The following is a 14,784-nucleotide window of genomic DNA, read 5'->3' on the forward strand; positions in this document are numbered from 1 at the left end:
GATGAAAAAAACTTATATAATTTTTCTAATAGGTCTTTCTATATTAGTGATCGTATTGTTTGCTAATAACATAAATTTAGGAGCTAAAAATAAAGATCTGCAAAATGAAAATAAAAGATATTCAAACGAATGTGAACTGCTAAAAAAAAGAGATAGAACATTTAAAAACAGAGATTACAGTATATAAATTACTGCAAGACTCAACCAAAAGCGTTAATAAAAATAAAAATACAGATTTCAAATTCTCAATCTGCAACTTTTACCTTGGGATGTCTCGATCTGAATATAAAAAGTTGATTAAAAATTATAAAGAAACTGGGAAAATGAATATCTGGGATAACAATATTTATTGTATGTTTTGGTTTCGATCTTCCAATACCATTCCTGTTCGTGAAACAAGATATAGCACCAATACATTCCAAAGTAAACAAGAGTTTTGTATTATTTTTGATACTCAGCCACAATTCAAGAATGATAAATTAACTTCAATATCTTTTTTGATTGAGCCCTCGTTCGATAATGCAATTCTTAATGGGGTCAACAATAAAAATATTTTAACAGAGTATATTTCTAACATTGTTGGAAATAAGCCAATAAATGAGAATAGTTGGGAAAGTCAAACAACTAAGATTGTTTTAAAAGAGCAAAAAATTAAAAGCAAATATTACGATAATATTGATACATATTATCGAATAACCATTTCTCGGAAATAAGCATACATCAACATATGGATCTCAAAGAACGTTTTCTGAAATATGTCTCCTACGACACCCAGTCGTCGGAGGAGAGCACCACGTTCCCCTCGACCGAGAAACAGAAGGTGCTGCTCGAAGCCCTGCGCGACGAGATGCTGACGCTCGGCATGACCGAGGTATCGATGGACCAGTACGGCTACGTGATGGGCACGGTGCCCGCCTCGAAGGGATATGAGCAGGCCCCGGTGATCGGCTTCATCGCCCACGTGGACACCTCGCCCGACATGAGCGGCAAGGATGTCAAGCCCCGCATCGTCGAGGAGTACGACGGCGGCGACCTGGTGCTGAACGGACACCTGACGATGCGCGTCGAGGATTTCCCGGAGCTGGCCTTCTTCAAGGGACACACGCTGATCCACACCGACGGCACGACGCTGCTCGGAGCCGACGACAAGGCCGGCGTGGCGGAGATCATGACCGCCGCCGAATACCTGATGGCCCACCCGGAGATCAAGCACGGCAAGATCCGCATCGGCTTCACGCCCGACGAGGAGGTGGGGCGCGGCGTCGACTTCTTCGACGTGCGGGCCTTCGGGGCGGACTTCGCCTACACGGTCGACGGCGGCATGGAGGGCGAACTCGAATACGAGAACTTCAACGCCGCGAGCGCGAAGATCGAGATTCAGGGCCGCAACGTCCACCCGGGCTATGCCAAGGGCAAGATGATCAACGCCATCGACGTGGCGTGCGAGTTGCAGACGCTGCTCCCGGCGGCTGAACGCCCGCAGTTCACCGAGGGATATGAGGGATTCTACCACTGCGTCGGCGTGAACGGCACAGTCGAGCGGGCCACGGTGAGCTACATCATCCGCGACCACGACGCCGAGCGCTTCGAGAAGAAAAAGGTCTTCATGTGGGCCTGCGTGGACCTGCTGAAACAGAAATACGGCAGCGACGTGCTGACGCTCACGGTCAAGGACCAGTACTTCAACATGCGCAAGATGGTCGAACCCCATCCGCAGGTGATCGACAAGGCGCTGCGGGCCATGGAGATGGCCGGGGTGAAGCCCCTCGTGCGGCCGATCCGCGGCGGCACGGACGGCGCGCGGCTCTCGTTCATGGGGCTGCCGTGCCCGAACCTCTTCACCGGCGGCATGAACTTCCACGGCAAGTTCGAGTACTGCTCACTCACCACCATGCGCAAGGCCCAGCAGGTGATCCTGAACCTGGCGCAGCTCTGGGCCGAATAGGCTGCGGCGGAGCGGTTCGTTGCCGGGGCAAAGGAGCGAAAAGCGAGAAAAGCCCCCGGGAGGGGCATAAACATGTGAAAAGATGGACAATTTCGGATTTCTGAAAGTCGCGGCGGCGATTCCCGCCCTGCGGGTCGGCGACTGCACCTACAATACGGAACGCATGGCCGCACTGGCCGAAGAGGCGGCACGCCGGGGCGTGGAGATCGTCGTATTCCCCGAACTGGGCACGACGGCCTACACGTGCGGCGACCTCGTGTTGCAGCCCACGCTGCTCGATGCCGCCGACGAGGCCCTCGCACGCCTGGCCCGCGACACGCGCAAGCTCCCGCTGGCTCTGATCGCCGGGGCGCCGCTGCGCCACGGAGCGTCGCTCTACAACTGCGCCGTAGTGATGACCCAGGGAAAGATCCTCGGCGTCGTCCCGAAGAGCTACATCCCCGACTACGGAGAGTTCTACGAGGGCCGCTGGTTCGCATCGGGCGCCGGGATCTCGGAAGAGCGGATCGACGTCGCGGGACAGCAGGCCGATTTCGGGGCCGACCTCACCTTCGCCGTCAACGGCGCGGAGTTCGGCGTGGAGATCTGCGAGGACCTCTGGGCTCCGATCCCGCCCTCGTCGCAGCTGGCGCTGAACGGCGCAAAGGTGATCTTCAACCTCTCGGCCTCGCCCGAACTGGCCGGCAAGCACGACTACCTGCGGCAACTCGTCGCCCAGCAGTCGGCCCGCACGCTCTCGGCCTACGTCTACGCCTCGGCAGGCCTCGGCGAGTCCTCGACGGACCTGGTCTTCGCCGGAAACGGCCTGATCGCCGAAAACGGCACGATCCTGCGCGAAGCCGAACGCTTCTCGACCGACGAACAGCTCGTCGTCGCCGACGTGGACATCCAGCGGCTGGAATTCGAACGCCGCCGCAACACCTCGTTCCGCCAGCGGGAGAGCTCCTCGGAGAACACCGTCATCGAAATGGAGATCCCCGAAGGGCTGCGGGCCGCCGTACCGGAACGCGACATCGACCCGATGCCGTTCGTCCCGAAGGAGGAGGGCGACCGCCACGAACGCTGCGAGGAGATCTTCCGCATCCAGTCGCACGGACTGGCCCGGCGGCTTCTCCACACGCGGAGCGAAAAGGCCGTGATCGGCATCTCGGGCGGTCTGGACTCGACGCTGGCGCTGCTCGTGACGGTCCGCACGTTCGACCTGCTGCGGCTCGACCGCGCCGGGATCCTCGGCATCACGATGCCCGGATTCGGGACCACCGACCGCACCTACCGCAACGCTCTGGAACTGATGCGCGGACTGGGCGTCACGGTGCGCGAGATCCCGATCCGCGAGGCCTGCCTGCAACACTTTCGCGACATCGGGCTCGATCCGTCGGAGCGTTCGGCCGCCTACGAGAACGCCCAGGCCCGCGAACGGACACAGATCCTCATGGACATAGCCAACATGGAGGGCGGACTGGTGGTCGGCACGGGCGACCTCTCGGAGCTGGCCCTCGGCTGGGCCACCTACAACGGCGACCAGATGTCGATGTACGGCGTCAACGCCTCGGTGCCGAAGACGCTGGTGCGCCACCTCGTGAAGTGGGCCGCCGACACGGAGAGCGACCCCGCGACGCGGGCCACGCTGCTCGACATCATCGACACGCCGGTAAGCCCCGAGCTCCTGCCGGCCGATGCCGAAGGGAAGATCGCCCAGAAAACCGAGGACCTCGTGGGCCCCTACGAACTCCACGACTTCTTCCTCTACAACTTCCTGCGGCTGGGCTACGGCCCGGAGAAGATCCTGCTGCTGGCCGAGGTGGCCTTCGAGGGGAGTTACAACCGCGAGACGATCCTCAAATGGCTGCGGACCTTCTTCCGGCGGTTCTTCACGCAGCAGTTCAAGCGTTCGGCCATGCCCGACGGCCCGAAGGTCGGATCGGTGGCCCTCTCGCCGCGCGGCGACTGGCGGATGCCCTCCGACGCCTCGGCGGCGGTCTGGCTCCGCGAACTCGACACGTTATGACACGCCCGGGCACGGCAACCGAACGCCGCCCCCGGCACTAAAACCGAATACGATGAAAAAACTCCTTCTTCCGGCGGCCCTGCTGCTCCTTGCAACCACGGCCGCGGCCCAGGACTGGAAAGATGCCCTGAAAAAAATCGCCACCACGGCCGTCGACGAGGCCACCGACGGCAAACTGACCCAGTACGCCCTGACGGGAACCTGGAACTACACGGGTCCGGGTGTGAAGTTCGAAGGCGAGGATATGGTCTCGGAACTCGGCGGCGCAGCCCTTGAATCGACCGTCGTGCAGCAGCTCGAAAAGGCCTACGCACTGGCCGGCATCGAGTCCGGGGCGGGCAGCTTCACCTTCGAACAGGCGGACAATACCTTCACGGCCCTGCTGGGGAAGCACGAACTATCGGGCAACTACGAGTACGATGCCGCAACGCACGTCATCACGCTCCGCTTCGCCAAGGGCAATCTCAACCTGGGATCGGTCGACGGCCATGCCTATGTCAGCGGCTCGGACCTGCTGCTGGTCTTCCCGGTGACGAAACTCGTGGAGTTCGCCACCGAACTCGGCAGCAAGGTCTCCTCGCTCGCCACGGTTGCCTCACTGCTCAAAAAATACGAGAACGTCTACCTCGGGTTCGCATTTTCGAAGTAAACGGAAGGCCCGCAGGAAGGATTCCGAAAGCGGATCGGGAGGTTTCGGAGGCGATCCGGGCGAAAGCAGGAAAAATTTTTCAAAAAAATTTCAAAAAAATTTCCATGACGGATTCACGGCGAATCCGTCATTTTTCATTACGGATTTTCAGTAGCGGGACGAACAGAGCCCCGGACCGTAAGCAAACGGGGCAGGCATCAAAGTAAAATATTTTACGAAATTCTTAAAGAACTTGCAAAATAGCGATGAATATATTAATTTTAAGGCCAGAAAGCCATCACAAAAACCTCTAAAAACGAATCGCTATGAACGAACAAGCCCGACAGTACGTCGAAGATTTCATGGCCCGGCTGATCGCCCGCAATCCGGGTGAACCGGAGTTCCATCAGGCCGTCCGCGAGGTGGCCGAATCGCTGGCTCCCCATATCGTCGCCAGCCCGATTCTCCAAAAGATGAAGATACTCGACCGCATTGCCGAACCCGAACGCGTCATCATGTTCCGCGTGCCGTGGCTCAACGACAAGGGCGAGATCGAAATCAACCGCGGCTACCGCATCCAGATGAACAGCGCCATCGGTCCCTACAAGGGCGGCATCCGCTTCCACCCGTCGGTGAACCTCTCGATCCTGAAATTCCTGGCCTTCGAGCAGACCTTCAAGAACAGCCTCACCACCCTGCCCATGGGCGGCGGCAAGGGCGGTTCGGACTTCAACCCCAAAGGCAAGTCGGACAACGAGGTGATGAAGTTCTGCCAGTCGTTCATGACCGAGTTGCAGCGCCACATCGGACAGGATACCGACGTCCCGGCCGGCGACATCGGTGTCGGCGGACGTGAGATCGGCTTCATGTTCGGCCAGTACAAGCGGCTGCGCGACGAGTTCACCGGCACGCTGACCGGCAAGGGCCGCGACTGGGGCGGCAGCCCGCTGCGTCCCGAAGCCACGGGCTACGGAACCTGCTACTTCGCCCAGGAGATGCTCGCCACGCGCGGCGATTCGTTCGAGGGCAAGACCGTCTGCATCTCGGGCTCGGGCAACGTCGCCCAGTACGCCTGCATGAAGGCTACGGAACTGGGCGCCAAGGTCGTAACGCTCTCCGACTCGTCGGGCTACATCTACGATCCCGAAGGCATCAGCCCCGAGAAGCTGGATTACGTCATGGAGTTGAAGAACATCTTCCGCGGCCGCATCAAGGAGTACGCCGATCGTTATCCGTCGGCCACGTATTACCCGGGCGCGCGTCCGTGGAGCGTGAAGTGCGACATCGCCATGCCATGCGCCACGCAGAACGAGCTGAACGGCGACGAGGCCCAGATGCTGGTCGACAACGGCTGCATCTGCGTGGCCGAAGGCGCCAACATGCCCTCGACCCCCGAGGCGATCAAGATCTTCCAGCAGCACAAGCTGCTCTACGCCCCGGGCAAGGCGGCCAATGCCGGCGGTGTGGCCACGTCGGGACTGGAAATGACCCAGAACTCGATGCGCATCACCTGGACGCCCGAGGAGGTCGACGCCAAGCTGAAATCCATCATGAAGAACATCCACTCGGTCTGCGTGCAGTACGGCACCGAGCCCGACGGATACATCAACTACGTGGTGGGAGCCAACATCGGCGGCTTCATGAAGGTGGCCAACGCCATGCTCGCCCAGGGTTGCGTCTAACCGCCCTCACAAATTCTGCAAAAAAACCGGTTTTATCCCAAAACCGGTTTTTTTTATCCCTCCGAGACGGGTTTTCAACGTATCTTTGTTTCATAGACACACGAAAAAACCGAAAATTCATGAAGAGACTGCTGCTCATCCTTGCCGGTCTGCTCGTTCTGCGACCGCTCGCCGCGGAGGAGGTCCTCACCTCGCCCGGCCATCTGCTGACCCTGACATTCGACGTTGCGGACGGTGTTCCGCGCTACGCCCTCACCTACAAGGACCGCGCGGTAGTGCTTCCCAGCCGGTTGGGCTTCGAGCTCAAAAACGCCCCCTCGCTGCTGGACGGATTCACGCTGCGCTCGGCGGAGCGGAGCTCGTTCGACGAGACCTGGGAGCCCGTATGGGGAGAAACGGCCACGATCCGCAACCACTACAACGAACTGGCCGTCACGCTCGAACAGCAGGGCCGCGTGCTGATCGTGCGCTTCCGGCTCTACGACGACGGGCTCGGACTGCGCTATGAGTTTCCCGAGCAGCCGCGGCTCCGGCACTTCACCCTCCGGGAGGAGCGGACCGAATTCGCCATGACGGGCGACCACACGGCCTTCTGGATCCCGGGCAACTACTACACGCAGGAGTTCGAATACACGGTCTCGAAGCTCTCCGAGATCCGGCGCCTGCTGCCCGAGGCCATGCGCACGAGCGGCACGCCCGACGGCCCGTTCTCGCCGACGGGCGTGCAGACCTCGCTGCAAATGAAGAGCGACGACGGGCTCTACATCAACCTGCACGAGGCGGCGCTGGTCGACTACCCGTGCATGCACCTCGACCTCGACGACCGGACGTTCGTCTTCCGCTCGCACCTCACGCCCGATGCCCGGGGCGACAAGGGGCATCTGCAAGCGCCGTGCGTGACGCCGTGGCGCACGGTGATGGTGAGCGACGACGCCCGCGACATCCTGGCCTCGAACCTGATCCTGAACCTCAACGAGCCGTGCGCCTACGAGGATACGTCGTGGATCAAACCCGCGAAATACATGGGTGTCTGGTGGGAGATGATCACCGGGAAGAGCTCCTGGGCCTACACGTCGCTGCCCTCGGTGCAGCTCGGGAAGACCGATTTCTCGAAATGCAAGCCCAACGGCCGCCACGGCGCGAACAACGAAAACGTGAAGCGCGTGATCGACTTCGCGGCCGAACACGGCTTCGACCAGGTGCTGGTCGAGGGCTGGAACGTCGGCTGGGAGGACTGGGCCGGGCACCAGAAGGATTACGTCTTCGACTTCGTGACGCCCTACCCGGACTTCGACATCCGGATGCTCAACGACTACGCCCACCGGAAAGGGATCCGGCTGATGATGCACCACGAGACGTCGAGCTCGACGCGCAACTACGAGCGTCACATGGACCGCGCCTACCGGTTGATGAACGAGTACGGCTACACGGCCGTGAAGAGCGGCTACGTGGGCCCGATCCTCCCCTACGGCGAGCATCACTACGGGCAGTGGTGCAACAACCACTACCTCTACGCCGTGAAGAAGGCGGCCGAATACCGCATCATGGTCAACGCCCACGAGGCGACGCGCCCCACGGGACTGTGCCGCACCTATCCCAACCTGATCGGCAACGAGTCGGCCCGCGGCACCGAATACCAGGCCTTCGGCGGAACACGCCCCCACCACGTCACGATCCTGCCCTTCACGCGGTTGCAGGGCGGCCCGATGGACTACACGCCCGGAATCTTCTGCATGGACATCTCGACCTTCGCCCCGGGCAACCGTTCGAAGGTCAACGCGACGCTCTGCAACCAGCTGGCGCTCTACGTGACGATGTATTCGCCGCTGCAAATGGCCGCCGACCTTCCGGAGCACTACGAGAAATACATGGACGCCTTCCAATTCATCAAGGATGTGGCCGTCGACTGGGACGACAGCCGCTATCTGGCAGCCGAACCGGGCGCCTACATCGTGGCGGCGCGCAGGGCCAAAGGGCGCAGCGAGTGGTTCGTGGGCGGCGTGACCAACGAGGAGGCCCGCACGATGGAGCTTGCGTTCGACTTTCTGGATCCCGGACGGGAGTATGTGGCGACGCTCTACGCCGACGCCCCGGACGCCGACTACGCGACGAATCCCGAATCCTACCGGATCCGCAGCGGGCGGGTCGATGCCCGGAGCCGGTTGTCGGTATGGATGGCCCGCGGGGGCGGTTTCGCCATTTCGCTGCGGGAGACCGCCCCGGAGGACCGCAGGCTGCGGAGGCTGAAATAGGTCCGGAAATCCTGCTTTGAAAAATTCACCCCTGCCGCATGGATTGCGGCAGGGGTGAATTCCATCTCTCCGGCGGGAGTCCGTTGTTAGAGGAACAGCACGGCCAGCAGCGACACGCAGAATCCGCCGAAGAAGCCCGCGGCAATCTGACGGGGATTGTGACACCCCAGATAGAGCCGGGCCGATGCCAGCGCCCCGGCACAAAGAATCGCCGCGGCGAGCGGGATGAGCATGTTCCCCACGCCGACGACATTCATCACCACGAGCAGCGCCACGATGGCCCCCATGCCGGTCAGGTGGAGGCTGATCTTCCACCGCAGCGACACCACGAAGCACATCGCCTCGCAGCAGGCCGCCGCAACCATGAACTTGCGCAGGAAGATCGCCGAGGGGATCTTCGCGAAGGTGAGGGCGCAGAGCACATAGCAGACCGTGCCGATCAGCAGGGGCAGCAGGCGTTCGCGGCGGTCGTCGACCCGGAAGTCGGAGATGCGGCCCAGCGACCGCAGGATGCCGAGCGTCAGGAAGGGGATGATGATCGCATAGAGCGCCACGACCCACATGAAATAGAGCTTCACGTTCGTGGAGTAGAGCGCGAAGGTGGTCATCGTGAGCAGGAGCGCCATCAGATAGACGGGCAGCAGGAACGGGTGCAGGACCCAGGAGAGCGTATTGGCAATTTTCCGGAAATTCATCGTATTCATGGGTTAATCGGGGAACGGCTCCGCCCGCAACCGGCGCGGGATCAGATCTGCTTGCGCAGCCGCGCCACGGGGATGCCGAGCATTTCGCGGTATTTGGCCACCGTACGCCGGGCGATGCGATAGCCCTTCGAATTGAGGATGTCCATCAGGGTTTCGTCGGTCAGCGGACGGCGCTTGTCCTCCTCGTCGATGCACTGTTGGAGGATGTTCTTGATCTCGTAGCTCGACACCTCCTCGCCCGAATCGGTCTGCATGGCCTCCGAGAAGAGCGATTTGAGCAGGATGATCCCGAACTGCGTCTGCACGTACTTGCTGTTGACCACGCGCGAGATCGTCGAGACGTCGAGCCCCGTGCGGTCGGCAATATCCTTGAGGATCATCGGCCGGAGCTTCGAGCGGTCGCCGTCCTTGAAGTACTCCTGCTGGTAGTCCAGAATGGTCTGCATCGTGCGCATCAGCGTGTCGTGACGCTGTTTGATGGCCGAGATGAACCACTTCGCGGAGTCGATCTTGCTCTTCACGAATTGGAGCGCCTCGCGGTCCTGCTCCTTGACCTTACCGTCGGCGCCCACCATGTCGCGGATCATCTCCACGTAACGGCGGTTGACCCGCACCTCGGGCACGTTGTAGGAGTTCAGCGAGAGGTTGAAACGTCCGTCCTGATAATCGAGGATGAAGTCCGGGATGATGTAGGGCGTGGTATCCGTGCCTCCCTCGGCATAGAGATTGCCGGGTTTGGGCGACAGGCGCCGGATCTCGGCGATCGCCTCGCGGAAGTCCTCCTCCGAGACTTGCAGCCGCGCCATGAGTTTCTCGTAGTGCTTCTTGACGAACTCGTCGAAGTAGTTCGTGAGGATTTTGCGTGCCAAACGCCGCGCCCGCGTGTTGAGCGGCAGCTGCTCCATCTGCAACAGCAGGCACTCCCGCAGGTCGCGGGCCCCGATTCCGGCGGGTTCGAGTTCGTGGATGACCCCGAGGATCCGTTCCAGCTCCCCGGCCGAGGTTTCGAGTCCGATCGTGAAGGCGATGTCGTCGGCCACGGATTCCAGATCGCGGCGCAGGTAGCCATCCTCATCGATGCTCCCGACGAGGTAGACCGCCAGCCGCATCTCCCGTTCCGAGAGGTTCCGGTAACCGAGCTGCTCGACCAGATACTCCTGCAACGACCGCCCCTCGGTCAGATAGACCGGACGCTGCTTGTCATCCTTCGAGAAGTTGTTGATGCGGCTCTTGTACGAGGGGGTGTCGTCCTCGCGCAGATACTCGTCGACGGAGATCTGCTGGGGCTGTTCCTCCTCTTCGGGCGCACGCTCCTCCTCTTCCAGGACGATGTTGTCCTCGATCTCCTGTTTGATGCGCTGTTCGAGCTGCACGGTGGGTAGCTCCAACAGCTTGATCATCTGAATCTGCTGCGGAGAGAGCTTCTGTTGAAGCGAAAGTACCTGTTTCTGATTGATTGCCATATTGAATCCAAATTAAGAAATCAGCTTCTCATTTGGTTTCTTCATTTTCGGGTCCGGGTCTCGCGGATTCGGGTCAGCACCCCGAAAAGCTCGGCACCGGGCGGCGGAAGCTCCCCCCCTCCGTCCGGTGTCATGGCTCGCAAACGGTTAAAAATCGGCGTGCAGCGGCGTACGCGGGAAGGGCTGCACGTCGCGGATGTTCGTCAGGCCGGTGACGAACAGCAGCAGACGGTCGAATCCCAGTCCGAATCCCGAGTGGGGTGCCGACCCCCAGCGGCGCGTATCGAGATACCACCACAGCTCGCGCTCGTTCATGCCGAGCTCCTTGACGCGGCGGTTGAGTTTCTCGTAGTCGGCCTCGCGCTCCGAACCGCCGATGATCTCGCCGATACCGGGAAAGAGCACGTCCATGGCGCGCACGGTCTTGCCGTCGTCGTTCTGCTTCATGTAGAAGGCCTTGATCTCCTTCGGGTAGTTGATCAGGATCACCGGGCGCTTGAAGTGCTCCTCGACGAGGTAGCGCTCATGCTCCGATTGCAGGTCGCAGCCCCAGTCGCAGGGGAACTCGAACTTGCGGCCCGAGGCTTTGAGGATCTCGATGCCTTCGGTATAGTCGAGTCGCTTGAAATCGTTGTGCAGCACGAAGCGGAGCCGATCGAGCAGCCCCTTGTCCCACATCTTGTTCATGAATTCGAGATCCTCCATGCAGTGGTCCAGCGCATACTGGATGAGGTATTTCAGGAAGTCCTCGGCCAGCTCCATGTTGTCTTCCAGATCGTAGAACGCAGCTTCGGGCTCGATCATCCAGAACTCCGACGCATGGCGCGGGGTGTTCGAATTCTCGGCGCGGAACGTCGGGCCGAAGGTGTAGATGCGGCCCAGCGAGAGGGCGCCCAGTTCGCCTTCGAGCTGCCCCGAGACGGTCAGGTTGCACGACTTGCCGAAGAAGTCCTGCGTATAGTCGATCTTTCCGTCCTCGGTTTTGGGCAGGTTGTTCAGGTCGAGGGTCGTGACCTGGAACATCGCCCCGGCGCCTTCGCAGTCCGAAGCGGTGATGATCGGCGTATGGAAGTAGTAGAATCCGTGGTTGTTGAAATACTCGTGGATGGCGTAGGCCATGGCGTGACGGATGCGCAGCACGGCGCCGAACGTGTTGGTCCGGGGACGCAGGTAGGCGATGTCGCGCAGGAATTCCAGCGAATGGCCCTTCTTTTGCAGCGGATAGCTCTCGGGATCGGCCGTGCCGTAGATTTCGATCCGTTCGGCCTGGACCTCGACGCCCTGGCCGGCGCCGGGCGAGGCGACGAGCCGTCCGTCGACGCGGATGCAGGCCCCCGTGGTGATGGGTTTGAGCGTCTCTTCGGCGATTTTGGCCAGGTCGACCACCACCTGTATGTTGTTCACGCACGATCCGTCGTTCAGGGCGATGAACGCCACATTCTTGTTTCCGCGCTTGGTGCGCACCCAGCCTTTGACGACGATGTCGGTATCCACGACACCCGATTTCAGGATTTCTGCGATTCTCTGCGTTTTCATAGCTTTCAGTTCACACATTTTTCCGAATTGACAAAGTTAGCCATAATTTGCGATTTGGCAAAAAAAAAGTACCTTTGTCCGAGATATATATCCCAGCATACGATGAAACGAACGATATGGACGGCTGCCCTGGCAGCCTGCACGCTGGCGGCCGCGGCCCAGGAGGAGCGCACACCGGTTCCGCTGCCCGAGCGGGGCGGACGCATCTACCGCACGGAAGTCATCCCCTACGACGCCCGCCACGACGCCGACGCCCGCAACCGCGAAGCCGGCGGATACTGGAAGGCCTTCCGCCCGGAGCTGATCATCGAGTCCGACGGCGACATCGCGGCCTTCTACGGCGCCAAGATCGAGATTCCCTTCGCCTGGACCGACGGACGGGTCTTCCTGCACCTCGAAAACACGGGAGCGCCCTATTCGCTGTGGCTCAACGACCAGCCCGTCGCCGAGGTCAACGACCCGCTGACCCCCGCGGAGTTCGACCTCTCGCCCTACATCCGCGAGGGGGTCAACAACTTCCGGGTGCTGCTGCGCTCGCGCCGGCAGCCGATCGACGCCGAACCCGCCGCGCGGGAGATCTTCGACGGCAGCTACCTCTATTATCAGAACAAACGGTCGATCGCCGACTTCGAGATCGCGCTGGTTCCCGACACGCTGGGGCGCGACTTCGGGATGCTCGACCTGAAAATCATCGCCTGCAACGCCTACAACTACGACGAGCCGGTGACCGTGGGCTACGACATCTATTCGCCGCAGGGCAAGCTCCTCGACTTCAACATGACGGAGATCACCATCCCCGGACGCTCGACCGACACGGTCCGTTACAGCCCCTTCATCTACGGCACCTATGCGAACAAGTGGGAGGCCGGAAGCAAGAATCCGCCGCTTTACAGCGTGATGCTCTTCACGCGGCGCAACGGCGTCTACAAGGAGTACATGCCGATGAAGATCGGCTTCGGGAAGACGGAGCTCGTCGACGGGCGCCTGATGCGTCTGGGCAAGGAGCTGCAACTCGTCCGGGCGGAGTATGACGCCGCCGCGGATCCGAAGACGACGCTCTCGGAGCTGAAAGCCCTGAAATCCAAAGGCAAGAATACGATCTGCCCGAGCCACCCGCAACCGGCGTGGTTCTACGGGCTGTGCGACGAACTGGGGCTCTACGTGATCGACCGCGCGGCGATTTCGGCCCCGGAGCGACGCGACGACCGCCGCGTGGGCGGCACGCCGTCGAACGACCCGTCGCTGGCCGACGAGTACCTCGAACGGGTGAAGTCGATGTACTACCGTTCGCGGAACTTCACCTGCGTGGTGGCCTACGAGCTGGGCTCGCCCTCGGGCAACGGATACAACATGTACAAGGCCTATCAGTGGCTCAAATCGGTGGAGCGGTCGCGTCCGGTGATCTACGCCGACGCCGACGGCGAGTGGAACAGCGACCTTTGAGACATGAACATCGAACTGATCGTCATCGGCAAGACCGATTCGCAGGAGATCGCCTCGCTGGTCGAGCTTTACGCCCGGCGGGTGAACCGCTACTGCCGCTTCGCCGTGACGACCCTTCCCGATGTCCGCAACACGAAGAGTTTGAGCGCCAAACAGCAGCGTGCGCTGGAAGGCGAGGCGATCCTGCGCCAACTCTCGGAAGGCGACTGCGTGACGCTGCTCGACGAGCGGGGCACGGAGTTCCGCTCGGTGGAGTTCGCGCTGTGGTTGCAGAAACGCATGAACAGCGGCGTGAAACGCCTCGTGCTGGTGATCGGCGGTCCCTACGGCTTCTCGGAGGAGGTCTACGCCCGGGCCGATGCCAAGCTGTCGCTCTCGCGCATGACCTTCTCGCACCAGATCGTGCGGGCGATCTTCGCCGAACAGATCTACCGCGCCTTCACGATCCTGAACAACGAACCCTACCACCACGAATGATGCCGCCGATTCCTGCGATAGCCGTCCTGACGCCCGACATCCTCATGGGAGCGGGTCTGCGTTCGATCCTCGAAAAGGTGGTTCCGCAGGCCGCCGTGGAGCTCTTCCGGAGCGTCCCCGAATACCTCGAAGCGGGCCCCGACCGGTTCATCCACTGCTTCGTCGCCGCACCGCTCTTCACGTCCCATGCGGCCTTCTTCCGCGAACGCCGCCACCGCACGATCGTGCTGACCGGCAGCCGCCCCGTCGAAGGGATGCACTGCCTCGACATCCGCACCGGCGAGGAGGAGTTCGTCCACGCGCTGGTGCGCATGCAGCAACAGGTGCGGCGCCCCGAACACACGCTCCCCGAACAGGCCCAGCCCGAACGCCCGGCCGCGGCATCGCCCCTCTCGGAACGCGAGACGGAGGTGCTGGCGCTCGTGGCCCGCGGGCTGATCAACAAGGAGATCGCCGACCGGCTGGGCATCGGCCTGACGACGGTCATCTCCCACCGCCGCAACATTGCCGAAAAGCTCGGCATCCGCTCCGTGGCGGGGCTGGCGGTCTATGCCCTCCGGGCAGGGCTGGTCGACGCCGACGAAATGTAAGGAGGCCCGCCGTACCCGGACCCCGGGCCGGAATCGGATGCCGGAGGTGCCCTGCC

The 14,784-nt window shown here is 61.0% G+C and carries 13 protein-coding genes; 10 read left to right on the forward strand and 3 right to left on the reverse strand.

Annotated features, from left to right (window positions below):
• The first annotated feature begins 1 nt into the window (after position 1).
• The 7 genes from B5G16_RS12505 (at position 2) to B5G16_RS03415 (ending at position 8,515) form a co-directional block, all read left to right on the forward strand.
• Positions 2–187 (forward strand): hypothetical protein, encoded by a 186-nt coding sequence (locus tag B5G16_RS12505; RefSeq protein ID WP_143260815.1) that lies wholly within the window; start codon positions 2–4, stop codon positions 185–187.
• A 136-nt stretch (positions 188–323) separates the two neighbouring features.
• Complete coding sequence (locus B5G16_RS12510) at positions 324–713, forward strand: hypothetical protein (RefSeq protein ID WP_162612012.1); 390 nt, start codon at positions 324–326, stop codon at positions 711–713.
• Between the two features lie 14 nt (positions 714–727).
• Positions 728–1,945 carry a peptidase T gene (pepT, locus tag B5G16_RS03395; RefSeq protein WP_087261113.1) on the forward strand — a complete coding sequence of 406 codons (1,218 nt, stop codon included), beginning with the start codon at positions 728–730 and terminating at the stop codon, positions 1,943–1,945.
• An 82-nt stretch (positions 1,946–2,027) separates the two neighbouring features.
• Positions 2,028–3,953, forward strand: a complete 1,926-nt coding sequence (locus B5G16_RS03400; protein ID WP_087261115.1) for an NAD(+) synthase — start codon at positions 2,028–2,030, stop codon at positions 3,951–3,953.
• A 52-nt stretch (positions 3,954–4,005) separates the two neighbouring features.
• Positions 4,006–4,602: a DUF4923 family protein gene (locus B5G16_RS03405; protein ID WP_087261117.1), complete on the forward strand. Its 597-nt coding sequence runs from the start codon at positions 4,006–4,008 to the stop codon at positions 4,600–4,602.
• A gap of 305 nt (positions 4,603–4,907) precedes the next feature.
• Positions 4,908–6,263 (forward strand): NADP-specific glutamate dehydrogenase, encoded by a 1,356-nt coding sequence (gdhA, locus tag B5G16_RS03410; RefSeq protein ID WP_087261120.1) that lies wholly within the window; start codon positions 4,908–4,910, stop codon positions 6,261–6,263.
• A 119-nt stretch (positions 6,264–6,382) separates the two neighbouring features.
• On the forward strand, positions 6,383–8,515 hold the full coding sequence (locus tag B5G16_RS03415; RefSeq protein WP_087261122.1) for a glycoside hydrolase family 97 protein: 2,133 nt from the start codon (positions 6,383–6,385) through the stop codon (positions 8,513–8,515).
• An 86-nt stretch (positions 8,516–8,601) separates the two neighbouring features.
• Here the strand turns inward: B5G16_RS03415 and B5G16_RS03420 are convergent, their stop codons facing one another.
• The 3 genes from B5G16_RS03420 to asnS all read right to left on the reverse strand — a co-directional run bounded on the left by B5G16_RS03420 (position 8,602) and on the right by asnS (position 12,218).
• Positions 8,602–9,210 carry a hypothetical protein gene (locus B5G16_RS03420; RefSeq protein ID WP_087261123.1) on the reverse strand — a complete coding sequence of 203 codons (609 nt, stop codon included), beginning with the start codon at positions 9,208–9,210 and terminating at the stop codon, positions 8,602–8,604.
• A 50-nt stretch (positions 9,211–9,260) separates the two neighbouring features.
• Positions 9,261–10,682, reverse strand: coding sequence for an RNA polymerase factor sigma-54 (gene rpoN / locus B5G16_RS03425; protein WP_087261125.1), 1,422 nt, complete (start codon positions 10,680–10,682; stop codon positions 9,261–9,263).
• Positions 10,683–10,829: 147 nt separating this feature from the next.
• Entirely contained in the window at positions 10,830–12,218 is a 1,389-nt protein-coding gene (gene asnS, locus B5G16_RS03430) for an asparagine--tRNA ligase (RefSeq protein ID WP_087261127.1), read from the reverse strand.
• 102 nt (positions 12,219–12,320) lie between these two features.
• On the opposite strand from asnS, the gene B5G16_RS03435 reads away from it, so the two are divergent.
• The 3 genes from B5G16_RS03435 to B5G16_RS03445 are packed head-to-tail and all read left to right on the forward strand — an operon-like array spanning position 12,321 to position 14,728.
• The gene (locus tag B5G16_RS03435) at positions 12,321–13,661 is read left to right on the forward strand and encodes a glycoside hydrolase family 2 TIM barrel-domain containing protein (RefSeq protein ID WP_087261128.1); all 1,341 of its coding nucleotides are present in this window, start codon (positions 12,321–12,323) and stop codon (positions 13,659–13,661) included.
• A gap of 3 nt (positions 13,662–13,664) precedes the next feature.
• Positions 13,665–14,138 (forward strand): 23S rRNA (pseudouridine(1915)-N(3))-methyltransferase RlmH, encoded by a 474-nt coding sequence (gene rlmH / locus B5G16_RS03440; RefSeq protein WP_087261130.1) that lies wholly within the window; start codon positions 13,665–13,667, stop codon positions 14,136–14,138.
• Positions 14,135–14,728 (forward strand): helix-turn-helix transcriptional regulator, encoded by a 594-nt coding sequence (locus tag B5G16_RS03445; protein ID WP_335340987.1) that lies wholly within the window; start codon positions 14,135–14,137, stop codon positions 14,726–14,728. Before rlmH ends, B5G16_RS03445 begins: the two co-directional genes overlap by 4 nt.
• The last annotated feature ends 56 nt before the right edge of the window (positions 14,729–14,784 follow it).

This window comes from Alistipes sp. An66 (assembly GCF_002161445.1).
Taxonomy (GTDB): Bacteria; Bacteroidota; Bacteroidia; order Bacteroidales; family Rikenellaceae; genus Alistipes; species Alistipes cottocaccae.